Origin of the sequence: Bacillus sp. TH13 (assembly GCF_016651175.1) — a bacterium.
Taxonomy (GTDB): Bacteria; Bacillota; Bacilli; order Bacillales; family Bacillaceae_G; genus Bacillus_A; species Bacillus_A thuringiensis_S.
This window is the reverse complement of the sequence record NZ_JAEKEJ010000025.1, coordinates 712,677-725,783: the sequence shown is the minus strand read 5'-3', so window position 1 is coordinate 725,783 and position 13,107 is coordinate 712,677. Positions and strand designations below refer to the sequence as shown.

Here is a 13,107-nt window from a genome sequence, read left to right as displayed (position 1 = left end):
CTTTTTGTTATATTATGAAACTGGTACTGCTTTTTCTTTTTTCCATGAAAGACCGAATCCAGTAAAGCCGACGATAATGGTTACGACTGGACAAGCTAAACAGAAGATTGCGTATGGCAGGTAATCGAATGTTGGAACGCTAAGAACGTTTGTTAAGAATACGCCACTGACACCCCATGGTACGAGTGGATTAATTACTGTACCAGCATCTTCTAATACTCGTGATAAATTACGACGCTCTAAACCGACTTCATCGTATTTATTAGCAAATGCTTGTCCTGTTAAAACGATGGATAAGTACTGCTCACCGAGTAAGAAGTTTACACCAATTGCAGTTGAAGCAGTAGAAATAATTAAGCGTGTGCTATTTTTTACGAAGCTAGAGATAATATTCATCAGCTGCGCTATAATGCCCATTCCTTGTAATAATCCTCCCATACACAGAGCTAGGAAAATAAGAGCGATTGACATCATCATACTTTGCAGACCACCGCGAGATAATAAGCTATCAATATCTTTAATACCAGTTTTAGAAACGTATCCGTCTTGCATAATTTTCATTAAATCCGCTAAAGAAGTGCTAGGTTTAAAAATAAAGAGAATAATAATCCCTACCACAATTCCTGCAAGTAATGTTGGAACTGCGGGTACCTTTTTAAATGCGAATAGGAACAGTAATAAAATGGGAATCAGCGTAACGATAGAAATCGTTGCATTTTTTTCTAGTGTGTTAATAAATGCTGAGAAATCAACGTTTCCACCAGATCCGCTTCCTAAAATGAAAAATGCGATAAAAGCAATAATGAAAGCTGGTACTGTTGTCCAAAGCATGTTACGAATATGTTCAAATAAATCTACACCCGTTACAGCAGGCGCTAAGTTTGTTGTATCAGATAAAGGAGACATTTTATCTCCGAAGAATGCACCAGAAATAATTGCACCAGCAATAAGAGCTGGATCGTATCCAAGGGCAGTACCCATTCCCATAAAGGCAAGTCCTACAGTTGCAGCAGTTGTAAATGCACTACCGATACTCGTTCCAACAATTGCACAAACAACAAAAACAGTTGGAACGAAAATTTTTGGAGATACAAGTTGGAAGCCATATACCATTAAAGTTGGAATAGTTCCAGCTGCGATCCAAACGCTAATTAATACGCCTACAAGTAAGAAAATAAATATAGATGGAATACCAGCTGAAATACTACTGATCATCCCTTTCTCCATAGTAGACCAAGAGATTCTCTTCAGGAATCCAAATGCTAATAAAAGAACGATACCAAATAAAATTGGGATGTGTGGTGAAACTTCTAATTGAATAACACTAAAACCAATACAGAAAAAGATAAAAGTTGTTAAAAGAACAGACTCAATTTTTGAAACCATTGTTTTCCCCTCCTAAGTAATGTAAAATAGCTCTTTTTTATATAAAATTCGCCAATATTGTATATTTCCTTCTAAATTTTAGAATTTTGTGACAAATTACCGGTAATTGTTAGTCCTTCTATATGATACGGAAATGATTGGATAAAAAAACGTCCCTGCATATAATTATGCAGGGACGAAGAAATCGCGGTACCACCCTAGCTTGTGAAATGAATGTATCACAAAATAAAGGGTCATATGATATGCGCTTATAAAATAAAAAACGTCCCTGCAATATATGCAGGGACGAAAAATTCGCGGTACCACCCTAAATTGTGAAACAGTGTCGTTTCACCACTCTTTAGACATAACGGTCTATAACCGTCTTTCACTACTCCTCACGTTTCGTAAAAGAAGCTCCAGGGGGTAATTCATAATTCGCTCTGTACTGGTTCGCACCGACCACCAGCTCTCTGAAATCAGAAATCGAAATACTACTAAATCCTATCAACGCCGATTCATATGATGTTAGTTAAATTTTTATCATATTTTCATCTTACATGTCAATAAAAATATTAAATATTTTTTTAGGGAAATAAAGGAGAATTGTTTTTAATGCTGTAAAAATGTACGTTATAATGAATTTGAAAGGGGGAGGAAAGAGTGAAGAAAAAAATAATTCTTTTTACCACTTTATTAGTTATTGGAGGAAGTGCTGGAATTTACACAGCTTTTGCGGCTGAATCAGAGCAGTTGAAACAAAAGCAAATACAACAGTCAGAAGTGAAGAAAGTAAAAGAAATAGAAGAGAAGAAATCAATGGAAAAAGCAGCAGAGAAACTAGGAGTTTCTACTGAGGGGAAAACAAAAGAAGAGGTTACGAAAGAAGTGAATACCGCTAGGTTTGAGGAGCGTCATGATTTATTAATTGAGCACGCTAAGCAACTTGGAATTGATACAGAGGGAAAAAAAGATGAAGAAATTATTTTAGAAATTGGAAAGATACAGCATGGAAAGTAGAACAACTTATCGTATGATAAGTTGTTCTTTTTTAAGAACCATTTGATTTTAAAATAATTGACAGTCATTCGGATTTAATGTTAACTGTATTTATAAATAAGTTAACATTAGGGGTGACAGTTGTGACAATAAATAGTAGAACGATTGAAAAATCATCTTATACATATGAAGAATTAGCAGAGAAAAATAAAGCTTACGTATGGCACCCATTTACACAAATGAAAGATTATTTAGAAGAAGATCCAGTCATTATTGAACGTGGAGAGGGAAGAAAGCTATACGATGTAAATGGTAATGAATATTGGGATGGTGTTTCATCTATATGGTTAAATGTTCACGGACATCAAGTACCGGAATTAGATGAAGCAATTCGTGAGCAATTAAATAAAATTGCTCATTCTACTATGTTAGGACTTGCTAACGTTCCATCTATTTTATTAGCAGAAAAAATTATTGAGGTTGTACCAGATGGATTGAAGAAGGTATTCTATTCTGATTCAGGTTCTACCGCTGTTGAAATTGCAATTAAGATGGCTTTCCAATATTGGCAGCATAAAGGGAAACCAAAGAAACAAAGATTCGTTACATTAAAAGAAGCATATCACGGTGATACAATTGGAGCTGTTTCAGTAGGAGCAATAGACTTGTTTCACCAAGTGTATAGTTCGCTCTTATTTGATGCGATTAAAATGCCGTATCCATATACATATCGTTCTCCTTACGGAAATAATAAGGAGGAAATTGTAAAAAGCCATTTAGAAGAAATGGAAGAATTGTTGAAAGAAAAGCATGAAGAAGTAGCTGCCATCATTGTAGAGCCATTAATGCAAGGTGCTGGCGGAATGATTACAATGCCAAAAGGATATTTAAAAGGACTGCGCGATTTATGTACAAAGTACAATGTATTATTTATTACAGATGAGGTAGCGACTGGATTTGGGCGTACAGGGAAAATGTTTGCGTGTGAACATGAAAATGTGACGCCAGACATTTTAACTGCTGGTAAAGGTTTAACAGGTGGATATTTACCAATTGCAGTTACGGTAACGACAGATGAAATATATAATGCCTTCTTAGGAGAATATGAAGAACAAAAAACATTTTTCCATGGACATAGCTACACAGGCAATCCGTTAGGGTGTGCCGTAGCAATCGCGAATCTAGAACTATATGAAAAAACAAATTTAATAGAAGAAGTGGCACGTAAAACGGATTATGTGGCAGCACAATTAGAAAAGCTCTTTGCGTATAAACATGTAGGTGATATTCGTCAGTGCGGATTAATGGTTGGTATCGAGCTTGTGAAGAATAAGGAAACGAAAGAAGCTTTTGACTGGAAAGAAAGAGTCGGTGTTCAAGTATGTAAACGCTCAAGAGAGCTGGGTATGATTTTACGACCGCTAGGTAACACGATTGTATTTATGCCGCCACTTGCTTCTACTTTTGAAGAGATTGATGATATGTTACGCATCTTATATAAGGCAATCTCGGATGTTACGGAGGGAGAATAATGAGTGGTTTTTTCATAACAGCAACTGATACTGAAGTTGGAAAAACAGTAGTTGCAGGTGCTATAGCAGGTGTATTTAGAGAATTAGGATATAGCGTAGGGGTATATAAACCGTTGCAAAGTGGGCATGTTGCATCAAACCCTGAGGGAGATGCGGCAAGGTTAAAAGTATTATCAGGTGTACCGACACAAGAAAATGAAATTTGCCCTTATTCTATTGAAGAACCACTTGCTCCGAGACTTGCCATGAAAAGAGCTGGAAGAGTAGTAAAGTTAAAAGAAATTACTGATTACTATAATGAACTATTAAAAGAGTTTAATAGCTTATTTGTAGAAGGAGCAGGTGGGCTTGCTGTCCCATATACAGAAGATGCTTTAGTAATTGATTTTGCAAAAGAATTACAGTTGCCTCTTATTGTAGTAGCTCGTCCTACGTTAGGAACAGTAAATCATACAGTGTTAACGATTGCTTACGCAAAGGCGCATGGCCTAACCGTAGCGGGTGTCATTTTATCAGGTTGCAAAGAATGTGAAATGGAAAGAGTGCAAGAAAATAAAGAGATGATTGAAGAGTTGAGCGGGGTACCAGTTTTAGGATTATTACCATTCTTTGAAGGTGAGTTTACGAAAGAAGAAGTATTGGAATCTGCAAAAGAACATATTATGATTTCAAAATTAGAGGAGTTTATCCAAAATGAATCAAACGTGGCGGGCGCACCTTCAATCTAAATTACAACAATTACATGAGCAAGGGCAGTATCGAAATTTATATGTAACAGAGCAGGCAGAAGAGACTTGGCTTATTCGAGATAAAAAAAGGATGTTAAATTTAGCGTCAAATAATTATTTAGGGTTAGCTGGAGATGAAAGGTTAAAAGAAGCTGCTATTGCCTGTACAAAAAGATATGGAACTGGAGCGACTGCCTCTCGTCTCGTTGTAGGAAATCATCCATTATATGAAGAGGTTGAGAGAAGCATATGTGACTGGAAAGGTACTGAAAGAGCTTTAATTGTAAATAGTGGGTATACGGCAAATATAGGTGCCATATCTTCTTTAGCCTCTCGGCAAGATATTGTTTTTAGTGATAAGTTAAATCACGCAAGTATTGTTGATGGAATCATATTAAGCGGGGCAGAGCATAAAAGGTATCGTCATAATGATTTGGATCATTTAGAGAAGCTTTTGAAAATGGCTTCGCCTGAAAAGAGGAAATTAATCGTAACAGATACCGTTTTTAGTATGGATGGTGATACTGCGTATTTGAGAGATTTAGTACAACTGAAAGAGAAATACGGAGCAATCATTATAGTCGATGAAGCACATGCGAGTGGAATATATGGAATCGGCGGAGCTGGATTATCTCACATAGAAAAAAATCTTGCTCAAAAAATTGATATACATATGGGGACGTTTAGCAAGGCTTTAGGGTGTTATGGTGCGTATTTGACAGGTGATGAAATTTATATAGAGTATTTACAAAATATGATGAGAAGCTTTATTTTTACTACAGCTTTACCACCAAGTACGTTAGGGGCGGTGCAAAAAGCAATTGAAATTGTAAAAGAAGATAACGAAAGAAGAGAGAACCTTATAGCAAATGGAGAATACTTCAGAACTAAATTAAGGGATGCTGGTTTTGATATTGGGAATAGTTCAACTCATATTGTACCGATTGTAGTCGGTTCGAATGAACATGCTTTACGGTTTAGTGAAAGGTTACAAGAAGCAGGGATTGCGGCCATTGCAATTCGTCCGCCAACTGTGCCGGTTCATAGTTCTCGAATTCGCTTTGCAGTTACATCGCAACATACAATAGCTGATTTAAAATGGGCTATTGACCGAATTATCCACATTGCGAAAGAAGAGGAGCTTTTCGTATGAACGATCTAAAGATTATTTTTATCCCCGGATGGGGAATGGAAGAGAATATTTGGGATTTAGTACTTCCGTATTTTAAAGGATATCCTGTTCAATGCATAGATTGGCGTAATATGAACGAACGAAGTGAATTTGTGGAACGAATTATAGATGTAGCGCATAACGACAACGTAATTTTAGTTGGTTGGTCACTAGGAGCGTTAGCAGCAGTTGAAGCTTATAAAAAGATTAAGGCAAAAGGCATCGTATTAATTGGTGGTACTGCTAAATTTACAAATACGAGCGATTACAGTAACGGATGGAATGCCTTGCATGTAGAACGGCTGAAAAGGAATTTGTTGAGAAGGAAAGAAGATACGCTCAAGCGGTTTTATGAAAATATGTTTACGAAAGATGAGCTAAAAGGGAATAAAAACTTTGAAGACATTGTAGACCGTTTTAAAGGTGATTCTATTCAGTCTTTACAACTAGGTTTGGATTATTTAATAGAAACAGATATGAGAGAAGAACTAAAAGAAATTAAAGTACCTATACTACTTATTCACGGAGAACAGGATGTAATATGCCCATTGTCTGCGGCACGTAGTATGACGGAGAATAGCAGCAGCGAGCTGAAAGTAGTAAGTGAAGCAGGGCATGCATTATGTGTAACGAATTTTGAATATTGTGCAAATGAGATAATTCAATTTGTAGAGGGGATACGACATGATCAACAAAACGTTACTACAAAAACGGTTTAATGGGGCAGCCGTATCTTACGATCGATATGCAAATGTACAAAAAAAGATGGCACGTTCATTACTTTCAATCTTAAAGGAACGATATAGTGAAACGGCATCAATACGTATTTTAGAATTGGGGTGCGGGACGGGGTATGTAACAGAGCAATTATCAAAGTTATTTCCGAAAGCACATATTACAGCAGTTGATTTTGCTGAAAGTATGATTGCGATTGCGCAAACTAGACAAAATGTAAAAAATGTAACGTTTCACTGTGAAGATATTGAGCAATTACGATTAGAAGAATCATATGATGTCATTATTTCAAATGCTACATTTCAATGGTTAAATAATTTACAACAAGTGTTAAGAAATTTATTTCATCATTTGTCTATAGATGGGATATTACTCTTTTCAACGTTTGGACATGAAACATTTCAAGAATTGCATGCCTCGTTCCAACGTGCGAAAGAAGAAAAAAATATAAAAAATGAAACAGCGATTGGTCAACGTTTTTATTCGAAAGATCAGTTGCTTCATATATGCAAGATAGAAACAGGGGATGTGCATGTTTCTGAAACATGTTACATAGAGAGTTTTACAGAAGTTAAGGAGTTTCTGCATTCTATTCGAAAAGTAGGAGCAACTAATAGCAATGAAGGATCATATTGTCAAAGTCCCTCACTCTTTCGTGCGATGCTACGCATATACGAAAGGGACTTCACGGGAAATGAAGGGATAATGGCAACGTATCATGCTTTATTTATGCATATAACAAAAGAGGGGAAGAGATGAAATGAAACAAGTACAAACAAAAAGGGATTGGAAAAAGCTTGCATACGATGTAGTGGAAGAGAAGATGATTACGAAAGAAGATGCAATAGCGATATTAGAAGCTGATGATACAGAAGTTTTAGAAATTATGAATGCAGCTTACATCATTCGCCATCATCACTTTGGTAAGAAAGTAAAATTGAATATGATTATTAATACGAAATCTGGATTATGTCCTGAAGATTGTGGATATTGCTCACAGTCTATTATTTCAGAAGCACCGATTGATAAATATGCATGGTTAACGCAGGAGAAGATTGTAGAAGGGGCACATGAAGCAATACGCCGTAAAGCAGGTACATATTGTATTGTAGCGTCTGGTCGTCGTCCGACGGATAAAGAGGTAAATCACGTAATTGGAGCAGTTAAGGAAATTCGTGAAACGACAGATTTGAAGATTTGTTGTTGTTTAGGTTTCTTAAATGAAGATCAAGCAGGACGTTTAGCGGAAGCTGGCGTGCATCGTTATAACCACAACTTAAATACACATGCAAATAATTACGATAGTATTTGTTCAACTCATACATATGATGATCGTGTTGATACAGTTCAAAAAGCGAAACAAGCTGGTATTTCACCATGCTCTGGAGCGATTTTTGGCATGGGAGAAACAATTGAAGAGCGTGCTGAAATTGCATTTGAATTACAACGTATAGATGCAGACTCTATCCCTTGTAATTTCCTTGTTGCTGTAAAGGGGACACCTCTTGAAGGGCAAAAAGAGTTAACGCCAGTAGAATGTTTAAAAGTACTGGCAATGATGCGTTTTGTAAACCCAACAAAAGAAATTCGTATTTCAGGAGGACGTGAAATCAATTTACGCTCTGTACAGCCAATCGGTCTATTTGCAGCAAATTCTATTTTTGTCGGGGACTACTTAACGACAGCTGGACAAGAGCCAACTGCGGACTGGGGTATGATTGCAGATTTAGGATTTGAGATTGAAGAATGTGCATTATAAGATAGATGAAAAAGCAAACTTGTAAAAGGGTTTGCTTTTTTTTGTAAATAAAATGTAATAAATAGTTGTGAACGCTTGATACTATTGGTTTTTGAACGAAAAAAAGAATTTTTGTGGACGAATTTTCCAAGCCCTAGTTGTACATAGTAAATATGTAATTTATATTGGGTTGGAGGATTTTACATGTACAAATACATATTAGCGATTATGACTTGTTTAATTTTAATAAAAGCAATAAGTTCTGATCCAGTTAAGGCTGCTGAAAATCCTGAACAAAAAGAGATGCAACAAAGAATCGAACAACACTTTCGAACGAAAGCTGAACATTTTGGATTGAAAACGGAAGGAAAAGATTTAAAGGAAGTTAGAAAAGAAATTACTATCATAGAAGAAGCGAAAAAAAGAGAGAATGTATGGAGAACAGCACAAGCTCTTCATATAAAAACAGAAGGAAAAACGATGAATGAATTAATAAAAGATGTACAAAAAAAGGTGGAAAAATAAAAAGAGGCCGCAGCCTCTTTTTATGCCCATTGTTTTGATAAGTGAGCCATTTCAATTGCAGCAACAGCTGATTCATATCCTTTATTACCAGCTTTCGTACCTGCGCGTTCAATCGCTTGTTCAATTGTTTCTGTCGTTAATACGCCGAAAATAACTGGGATGTCCATTTGTAGTGATAAAGACGCAACACCTTTTGCTACTTCATTACAAACGTAATCGTAGTGAGTTGTAGCACCTCGGATTACAGTACCTAATGTAATAACAGCATCATACTTTCCGCTACTCGCCATCTTTTTAGCGATTAAAGGAATTTCAAATGCACCAGGAACCCAAGCAACATCAATATCATTTTCTTCTACACCGTGACGCTTTAATCCGTCTAAAGCGCCGCCAAGTAACTTACTTGTAATAAATTCATTAAAACGTCCAACAACAACTCCAACTTTTAATCCTGTACCAACTAAATGACCTTCGAATACCATAATAAATCTCTCCTTTAATTATAAGTTTAGTAAGTGTCCTAATTTGTTTACTTTCGTTTGTAAATACGATTTATTTTCTTCTTTTGCCGGCATTTGCAACGGTACACGCTCGACTACTTCTAAATCATAACCTTGTAAGCCAGCAATTTTTCTTGGGTTATTCGTTAATAATCGTAAACTTTGTAAACCTAAATCTTTTAATATTTGAGCACCGATACCGTAATCACGAAGATCAGCAGGGAAGCCAAGTTTTTCATTTGCTTCTACAGTATCGAATCCTTCTTCTTGTAATTTATAAGCGCGAAGCTTATTAAGAAGCCCAATGCCTCGTCCTTCTTGTCTCATATAAAGAAGAACGCCTTTTCCTTCACGCTCAATTTGAGCAAGTGCTGCATGGAGTTGTGGTCCACAATCACAGCGGCATGAACCGAATACATCTCCTGTTAAGCATTCAGAATGAACACGTACAAGTACCGGTTCACCTGTTGAAATATCACCTTTTACAAGTGCGATATGTTCTTTCGTATCTAATGAGTTAGAATAGCCAATTGCTTGGAAAGTACCGAAATCTGTAGGTAATGTAATTTCCACTTCTCTCGTCACAAGTGTTTCATGATGGCGGCGATAAGCAATTAAATCTTCTATTGTAATCATTTTTATATCAAATTGTTTTGCGCATTCTATTAAATTAGGTACACGTGCCATCGTGCCGTCCTCATTTATAATCTCGCAAATAACTCCAGCTGGTTCGGCACCGCATAGCTTTGCTAAATCAACAGCAGCTTCTGTATGACCTGCACGACGCAGGACACCGCCTTCTTTCGCAATTAATGGAAAGATATGTCCAGGCCGATTGAAATCAGTGCCTTTTGATGCAGGGTTTAACAATTCTTGTATCGTAGTTGCACGTTCGTGAGCGCTAATTCCTGTTGTTGTAGAAACATGGTCAATGCTCACTGTAAACGCAGTGTGATGTGAATCTGTATTATGAGATACCATTGGTTCTAATTGTAGACGTTCTGCGTACCCTTCCGTAATCGGTACACAAACGAGACCACGGCCATGTGTAATCATAAAATTAATTGTTTCTGATGTAATGTACTCTGCTAAAGCAATAAAGTCGCCTTCATTTTCTCGGTTTTCATCATCACATACGATAACGACTTTACCTTGTTTTAAATCTTCTAGAGCTTCTTCAATACGATGAAACATTGTGCTTCCCCCTTATAGAAATCCGTTTTCTTGTAAAAAACTTTCGGTCATTGAACCTACTCGTTTTGCAGGTTTAGTAATAAAGCGTTCGATATATTTACCAATCATGTCACACTCAATATTTACGATATCTCCGGCATTTTTTTCTCCAATGACAGATTCGCTTACTGTGTGCGGGATGAGTGAAATCGTTATGGAAGCTTCGTCTATATCAAATATCGTTAAACTCGTTCCATCAACAGCAATGGACCCTTTATGCAAACAATAGTGTAGCAATTCATCAGAAATTGCTATTTTATAATAGACGGCATTGTAATGTTGTTTTTTAGTTAAAATCGTTCCGATGCCATCAATATGTCCTGAAACGAAATGTCCACCGAATCTTCCGTTTGCAGACATTGCCCGCTCTAAATTTACTTTAGAGTGGGGTTTAAGCATGCGAAGCGATGTCGACTGCATCGTTTCAGGCATTGCATCAACTGTAAATGAAGTAGTTGTAAAGTTTGTTACAGTTAAGCAAATACCGTTAACCGCGATACTATCACCTAAGTGAACATCTGATAAAATTTTCTTTGCATGAATCGTTAATTTCATCGCTTCTCCGCTTTGTTGCATGTTTGCTATCGTTCCTAATTCTTCTACAATTCCTGTAAACATTCCGTCACCTCGTTTCGGGCATTCGCAACGATTTTTATATCATCACCAATTTGTTTCATCTCTTGAATTTTCAAGGAAAGCGCATCTTGTAATTTTGAAAAACCATATCCTCCAAATAAAGTAGGAGCATCTTTCCCACCAATTAATTTCGGGCTTATATAGGTTACAATTTCATTAAAATTGTTTGTTTTTAAGAAACTTGCATGAATCGATTGGCCACCTTCAACGAATAGAGAAAGAATTTGTTTTTCTCCAAGAAAGGAAAGAAGGTCCTCGATTTCTATATGCTTCGTTTCCATTTGGAATATAGCTATATTTTTAGATTCATAAGAAGATATCTTCTCTTTCTTTACATCCTTACCGACAATAATCCATGTCGGTGCTAAACCATCTGTTATAACATGAGAAGATGGTGGCGTTCGTAAATGGGTATCTAAAACAACGCGAATAGGATGTTTTCCCCCATTTAGAATTCTTGTTGTTAAATGAGGATTATCACCTATAACTGTATTCACTCCAACAAGAATTGCATCATGTGTATGGCGATATTGGTGAACATCAGCACGTGCTTCTTCACCTGTAATCCACTTACTTTCACCAGTTACAGTTGCTGTTTTTCCATCTAAGCTCATCGCTGTTTTGATTGTTACAAAAGGGCGTTTCGTTTTCATGTAGTGAAAAAAGTAGCGATTTAATAAAACTGCTTCTGCTTCAAGAACACCGGTAGTTACTTCAATTCTAGCTTCCTCTAATCTTCTTTTTCCGTTACCAGAAACGAGCGGATTACAATCGAGAGTAGCAATTACAACACGCTTAACTCCTTTTTCGATGAGCAATTCACAACAAGGTGGTGTTTTTCCAAAGTGGCTACACGGTTCCAGTGTTACATAAACGGTAGCGTCTTTGGCGTTCTGACCAGCCATTTGAAGGGCATGAACTTCTGCGTGTTCTTCACCAGCTCGTAAATGAGCCCCCATACCAACGATGTTTCCATCTTTTACAACAACAGCACCAACCATAGGATTTGGACTTGTTTGTCCTGATGTCCCTTCTGCTAACTGCAGGGCAATCCTCATATATTCTTGATCTGTCATTTTCTTCACCTCTCCTAAAAAAATCAAAAAACCCCAAGGATTTAATATCCTTGGGGTTTGGGAGACGTGATTTCTAGAAATATAGTTTGAATACGAAAGCATAGGAAAGAAACCTAACGATAATTGATATTTCTGCATAAAGAAAAAACCCAGCAAAATATCGAATTTTTAAACGCTAGTTGTCTCTTTTTATTTCAGTATAAAAAATAAGTATAGAAAATTAAACATATATAAAGAATCAAAATGAATCTTTAAAAATATGCATACTGAAATAAAAGTGTATTCACTATATAAAAAACTAGAAACATATCCTTCTCCCATCCAGACTATACTGTCGGCCCTAGAGTTTCACTAGATCCACCGTTTTCGAGTTGAAAACGGGTCACGGACTTAGAAGTTTTCACTTCATCACCGCCGGTTGGGAATTTCACCCGACCCCGAAGGATGCTGTTTGCTCAAATTATAGCACAAAAAAAATAAAAGGCTAGTAAAAAATATTCGAATGTGAAGAATTGTGTGAAAATATATGTGGGCTGGAATGGAAATAAAAGTATTAGAAATGTTGTAAGGAGAAGGGATATAACGGAGTTACTAAAAAGAAAAAAACATGCACAAAAAAATGTGCATGTCACATGTAAAATTATTCTGCCTCTGGTGCTCTAACAACAGACTCGAATTTACCTTTATGCGAAGCGTCGCAATAAGGCATATTTTTTGATAAACCACAACGGCATAAAGAAAATGCCGGTTTTGCTGGGAATATATTCCCTTGTGAGTCGACTAATTCCACGTCCCCTGTAACGCGAAAAGAGCCATTATCATTTACTTTAATTTGTACTTTTGCCAACGTTATCCCTCCTTCCCAAACG

General features: G+C 36.6%; 14 protein-coding genes, 1 riboswitch and 1 other annotated feature. Of the genes, 8 read left to right on the top strand and 6 right to left on the bottom strand.

What is annotated here, in order from left to right; translation table 11 throughout:
• Window positions 1–12: 12 nt before the first annotated feature.
• Window positions 13–1,386 carry a Na+/H+ antiporter NhaC gene (gene nhaC, locus JFU02_RS11935; RefSeq protein ID WP_061666316.1) on the bottom strand — a complete coding sequence of 458 codons (1,374 nt, stop codon included), beginning with the start codon at window positions 1,384–1,386 and terminating at the stop codon, window positions 13–15.
• A gap of 278 nt (window positions 1,387–1,664) precedes the next feature.
• Window positions 1,665–1,885 (bottom strand) — a binding site (T-box leader).
• 143 nt (window positions 1,886–2,028) lie between these two features.
• Here nhaC and JFU02_RS11930 point away from each other — a divergent pair.
• From JFU02_RS11930 to JFU02_RS11895, 8 genes are all read left to right on the top strand, one after another.
• Window positions 2,029–2,385 (top strand): hypothetical protein, encoded by a 357-nt coding sequence (locus JFU02_RS11930; RefSeq protein WP_061666317.1) that lies wholly within the window; start codon window positions 2,029–2,031, stop codon window positions 2,383–2,385.
• A 77-nt stretch (window positions 2,386–2,462) separates the two neighbouring features.
• Window positions 2,463–3,896 (top strand): adenosylmethionine--8-amino-7-oxononanoate transaminase, encoded by a 1,434-nt coding sequence (gene bioA, locus JFU02_RS11925; protein WP_061666318.1) that lies wholly within the window; start codon window positions 2,463–2,465, stop codon window positions 3,894–3,896.
• A complete protein-coding gene (gene bioD, locus JFU02_RS11920) occupies window positions 3,896–4,624 on the top strand; it encodes a dethiobiotin synthase (RefSeq protein ID WP_201071078.1) in 729 nt (242 codons plus the stop codon). Before bioA ends, bioD begins: the two co-directional genes overlap by 1 nt.
• On the top strand, window positions 4,590–5,777 hold the full coding sequence (bioF, locus tag JFU02_RS11915) for an 8-amino-7-oxononanoate synthase (RefSeq protein ID WP_001077299.1): 1,188 nt from the start codon (window positions 4,590–4,592) through the stop codon (window positions 5,775–5,777). Before bioD ends, bioF begins: the two co-directional genes overlap by 35 nt.
• The gene (locus JFU02_RS11910) at window positions 5,774–6,514 is read left to right on the top strand and encodes an alpha/beta fold hydrolase (protein WP_061666319.1); all 741 of its coding nucleotides are present in this window, start codon (window positions 5,774–5,776) and stop codon (window positions 6,512–6,514) included. Before bioF ends, JFU02_RS11910 begins: the two co-directional genes overlap by 4 nt.
• Window positions 6,480–7,289 (top strand): malonyl-ACP O-methyltransferase BioC, encoded by an 810-nt coding sequence (gene bioC / locus JFU02_RS11905; protein ID WP_061666320.1) that lies wholly within the window; start codon window positions 6,480–6,482, stop codon window positions 7,287–7,289. Before JFU02_RS11910 ends, bioC begins: the two co-directional genes overlap by 35 nt.
• Window position 7,290: 1 nt before the next feature.
• Window positions 7,291–8,289, top strand: a complete 999-nt coding sequence (gene bioB / locus JFU02_RS11900; protein WP_000815856.1) for a biotin synthase — start codon at window positions 7,291–7,293, stop codon at window positions 8,287–8,289.
• Window positions 8,290–8,472: 183 nt separating this feature from the next.
• Window positions 8,473–8,793: a hypothetical protein gene (locus tag JFU02_RS11895; protein WP_061666321.1), complete on the top strand. Its 321-nt coding sequence runs from the start codon at window positions 8,473–8,475 to the stop codon at window positions 8,791–8,793.
• Between the two features lie 20 nt (window positions 8,794–8,813).
• Here the strand turns inward: JFU02_RS11895 and ribH are convergent, their stop codons facing one another.
• The 5 genes from ribH to JFU02_RS11870 form a co-directional block, all read right to left on the bottom strand.
• The gene (ribH, locus tag JFU02_RS11890) at window positions 8,814–9,275 is read right to left on the bottom strand and encodes a 6,7-dimethyl-8-ribityllumazine synthase (RefSeq protein WP_000230895.1); all 462 of its coding nucleotides are present in this window, start codon (window positions 9,273–9,275) and stop codon (window positions 8,814–8,816) included.
• 18 nt (window positions 9,276–9,293) lie between these two features.
• Entirely contained in the window at window positions 9,294–10,487 is a 1,194-nt protein-coding gene (gene ribBA, locus JFU02_RS11885; RefSeq protein ID WP_061666322.1) for a bifunctional 3,4-dihydroxy-2-butanone 4-phosphate synthase/GTP cyclohydrolase II, read from the bottom strand.
• A gap of 12 nt (window positions 10,488–10,499) precedes the next feature.
• Entirely contained in the window at window positions 10,500–11,144 is a 645-nt protein-coding gene (gene ribE / locus JFU02_RS11880) for a riboflavin synthase (RefSeq protein WP_000493902.1), read from the bottom strand.
• Window positions 11,126–12,238 carry a bifunctional diaminohydroxyphosphoribosylaminopyrimidine deaminase/5-amino-6-(5-phosphoribosylamino)uracil reductase RibD gene (gene ribD / locus JFU02_RS11875; RefSeq protein WP_201071075.1) on the bottom strand — a complete coding sequence of 371 codons (1,113 nt, stop codon included), beginning with the start codon at window positions 12,236–12,238 and terminating at the stop codon, window positions 11,126–11,128. The genes ribE and ribD overlap by 19 nt, the downstream gene beginning before the upstream one ends.
• Window positions 12,239–12,543: 305 nt before the next feature.
• A riboswitch (FMN riboswitch) is annotated at window positions 12,544–12,687 on the bottom strand.
• 191 nt (window positions 12,688–12,878) lie between these two features.
• A complete protein-coding gene (locus JFU02_RS11870) occupies window positions 12,879–13,085 on the bottom strand; it encodes a CDGSH iron-sulfur domain-containing protein (protein ID WP_001151580.1) in 207 nt (68 codons plus the stop codon).
• Window positions 13,086–13,107 lie beyond the last annotated feature (22 nt).

Excerpts from the sequence above, each read along its gene's own strand:
- ribD (WP_201071075.1), bottom strand. The coding sequence starts at position 12,238 with ATGACAGATCAAGAATATATGAGGATTGCCCTGCAGTTAGCAGAAGGG.
- JFU02_RS11895 (WP_061666321.1), top strand. The coding sequence starts at position 8,473 with ATGTACAAATACATATTAGCGATTATGACTTGTTTAATTTTAATAAAA.
- bioF (WP_001077299.1), top strand. The coding sequence starts at position 4,590 with ATGAATCAAACGTGGCGGGCGCACCTTCAATCTAAATTACAACAATTA.
- bioD (WP_201071078.1), top strand. The coding sequence starts at position 3,896 with ATGAGTGGTTTTTTCATAACAGCAACTGATACTGAAGTTGGAAAAACA.
- bioB (WP_000815856.1), top strand. The coding sequence starts at position 7,291 with ATGAAACAAGTACAAACAAAAAGGGATTGGAAAAAGCTTGCATACGAT.
- bioA (WP_061666318.1), top strand. The coding sequence starts at position 2,463 with ATGTTAACTGTATTTATAAATAAGTTAACATTAGGGGTGACAGTTGTG.
- bioC (WP_061666320.1), top strand. The coding sequence starts at position 6,480 with ATGATCAACAAAACGTTACTACAAAAACGGTTTAATGGGGCAGCCGTA.
- ribE (WP_000493902.1), bottom strand. The coding sequence starts at position 11,144 with ATGTTTACAGGAATTGTAGAAGAATTAGGAACGATAGCAAACATGCAA.
- nhaC (WP_061666316.1), bottom strand. The coding sequence starts at position 1,386 with ATGGTTTCAAAAATTGAGTCTGTTCTTTTAACAACTTTTATCTTTTTC.
- ribH (WP_000230895.1), bottom strand. The coding sequence starts at position 9,275 with ATGGTATTCGAAGGTCATTTAGTTGGTACAGGATTAAAAGTTGGAGTT.
- ribBA (WP_061666322.1), bottom strand. The coding sequence starts at position 10,487 with ATGTTTCATCGTATTGAAGAAGCTCTAGAAGATTTAAAACAAGGTAAA.
- JFU02_RS11910 (WP_061666319.1), top strand. The coding sequence starts at position 5,774 with ATGAACGATCTAAAGATTATTTTTATCCCCGGATGGGGAATGGAAGAG.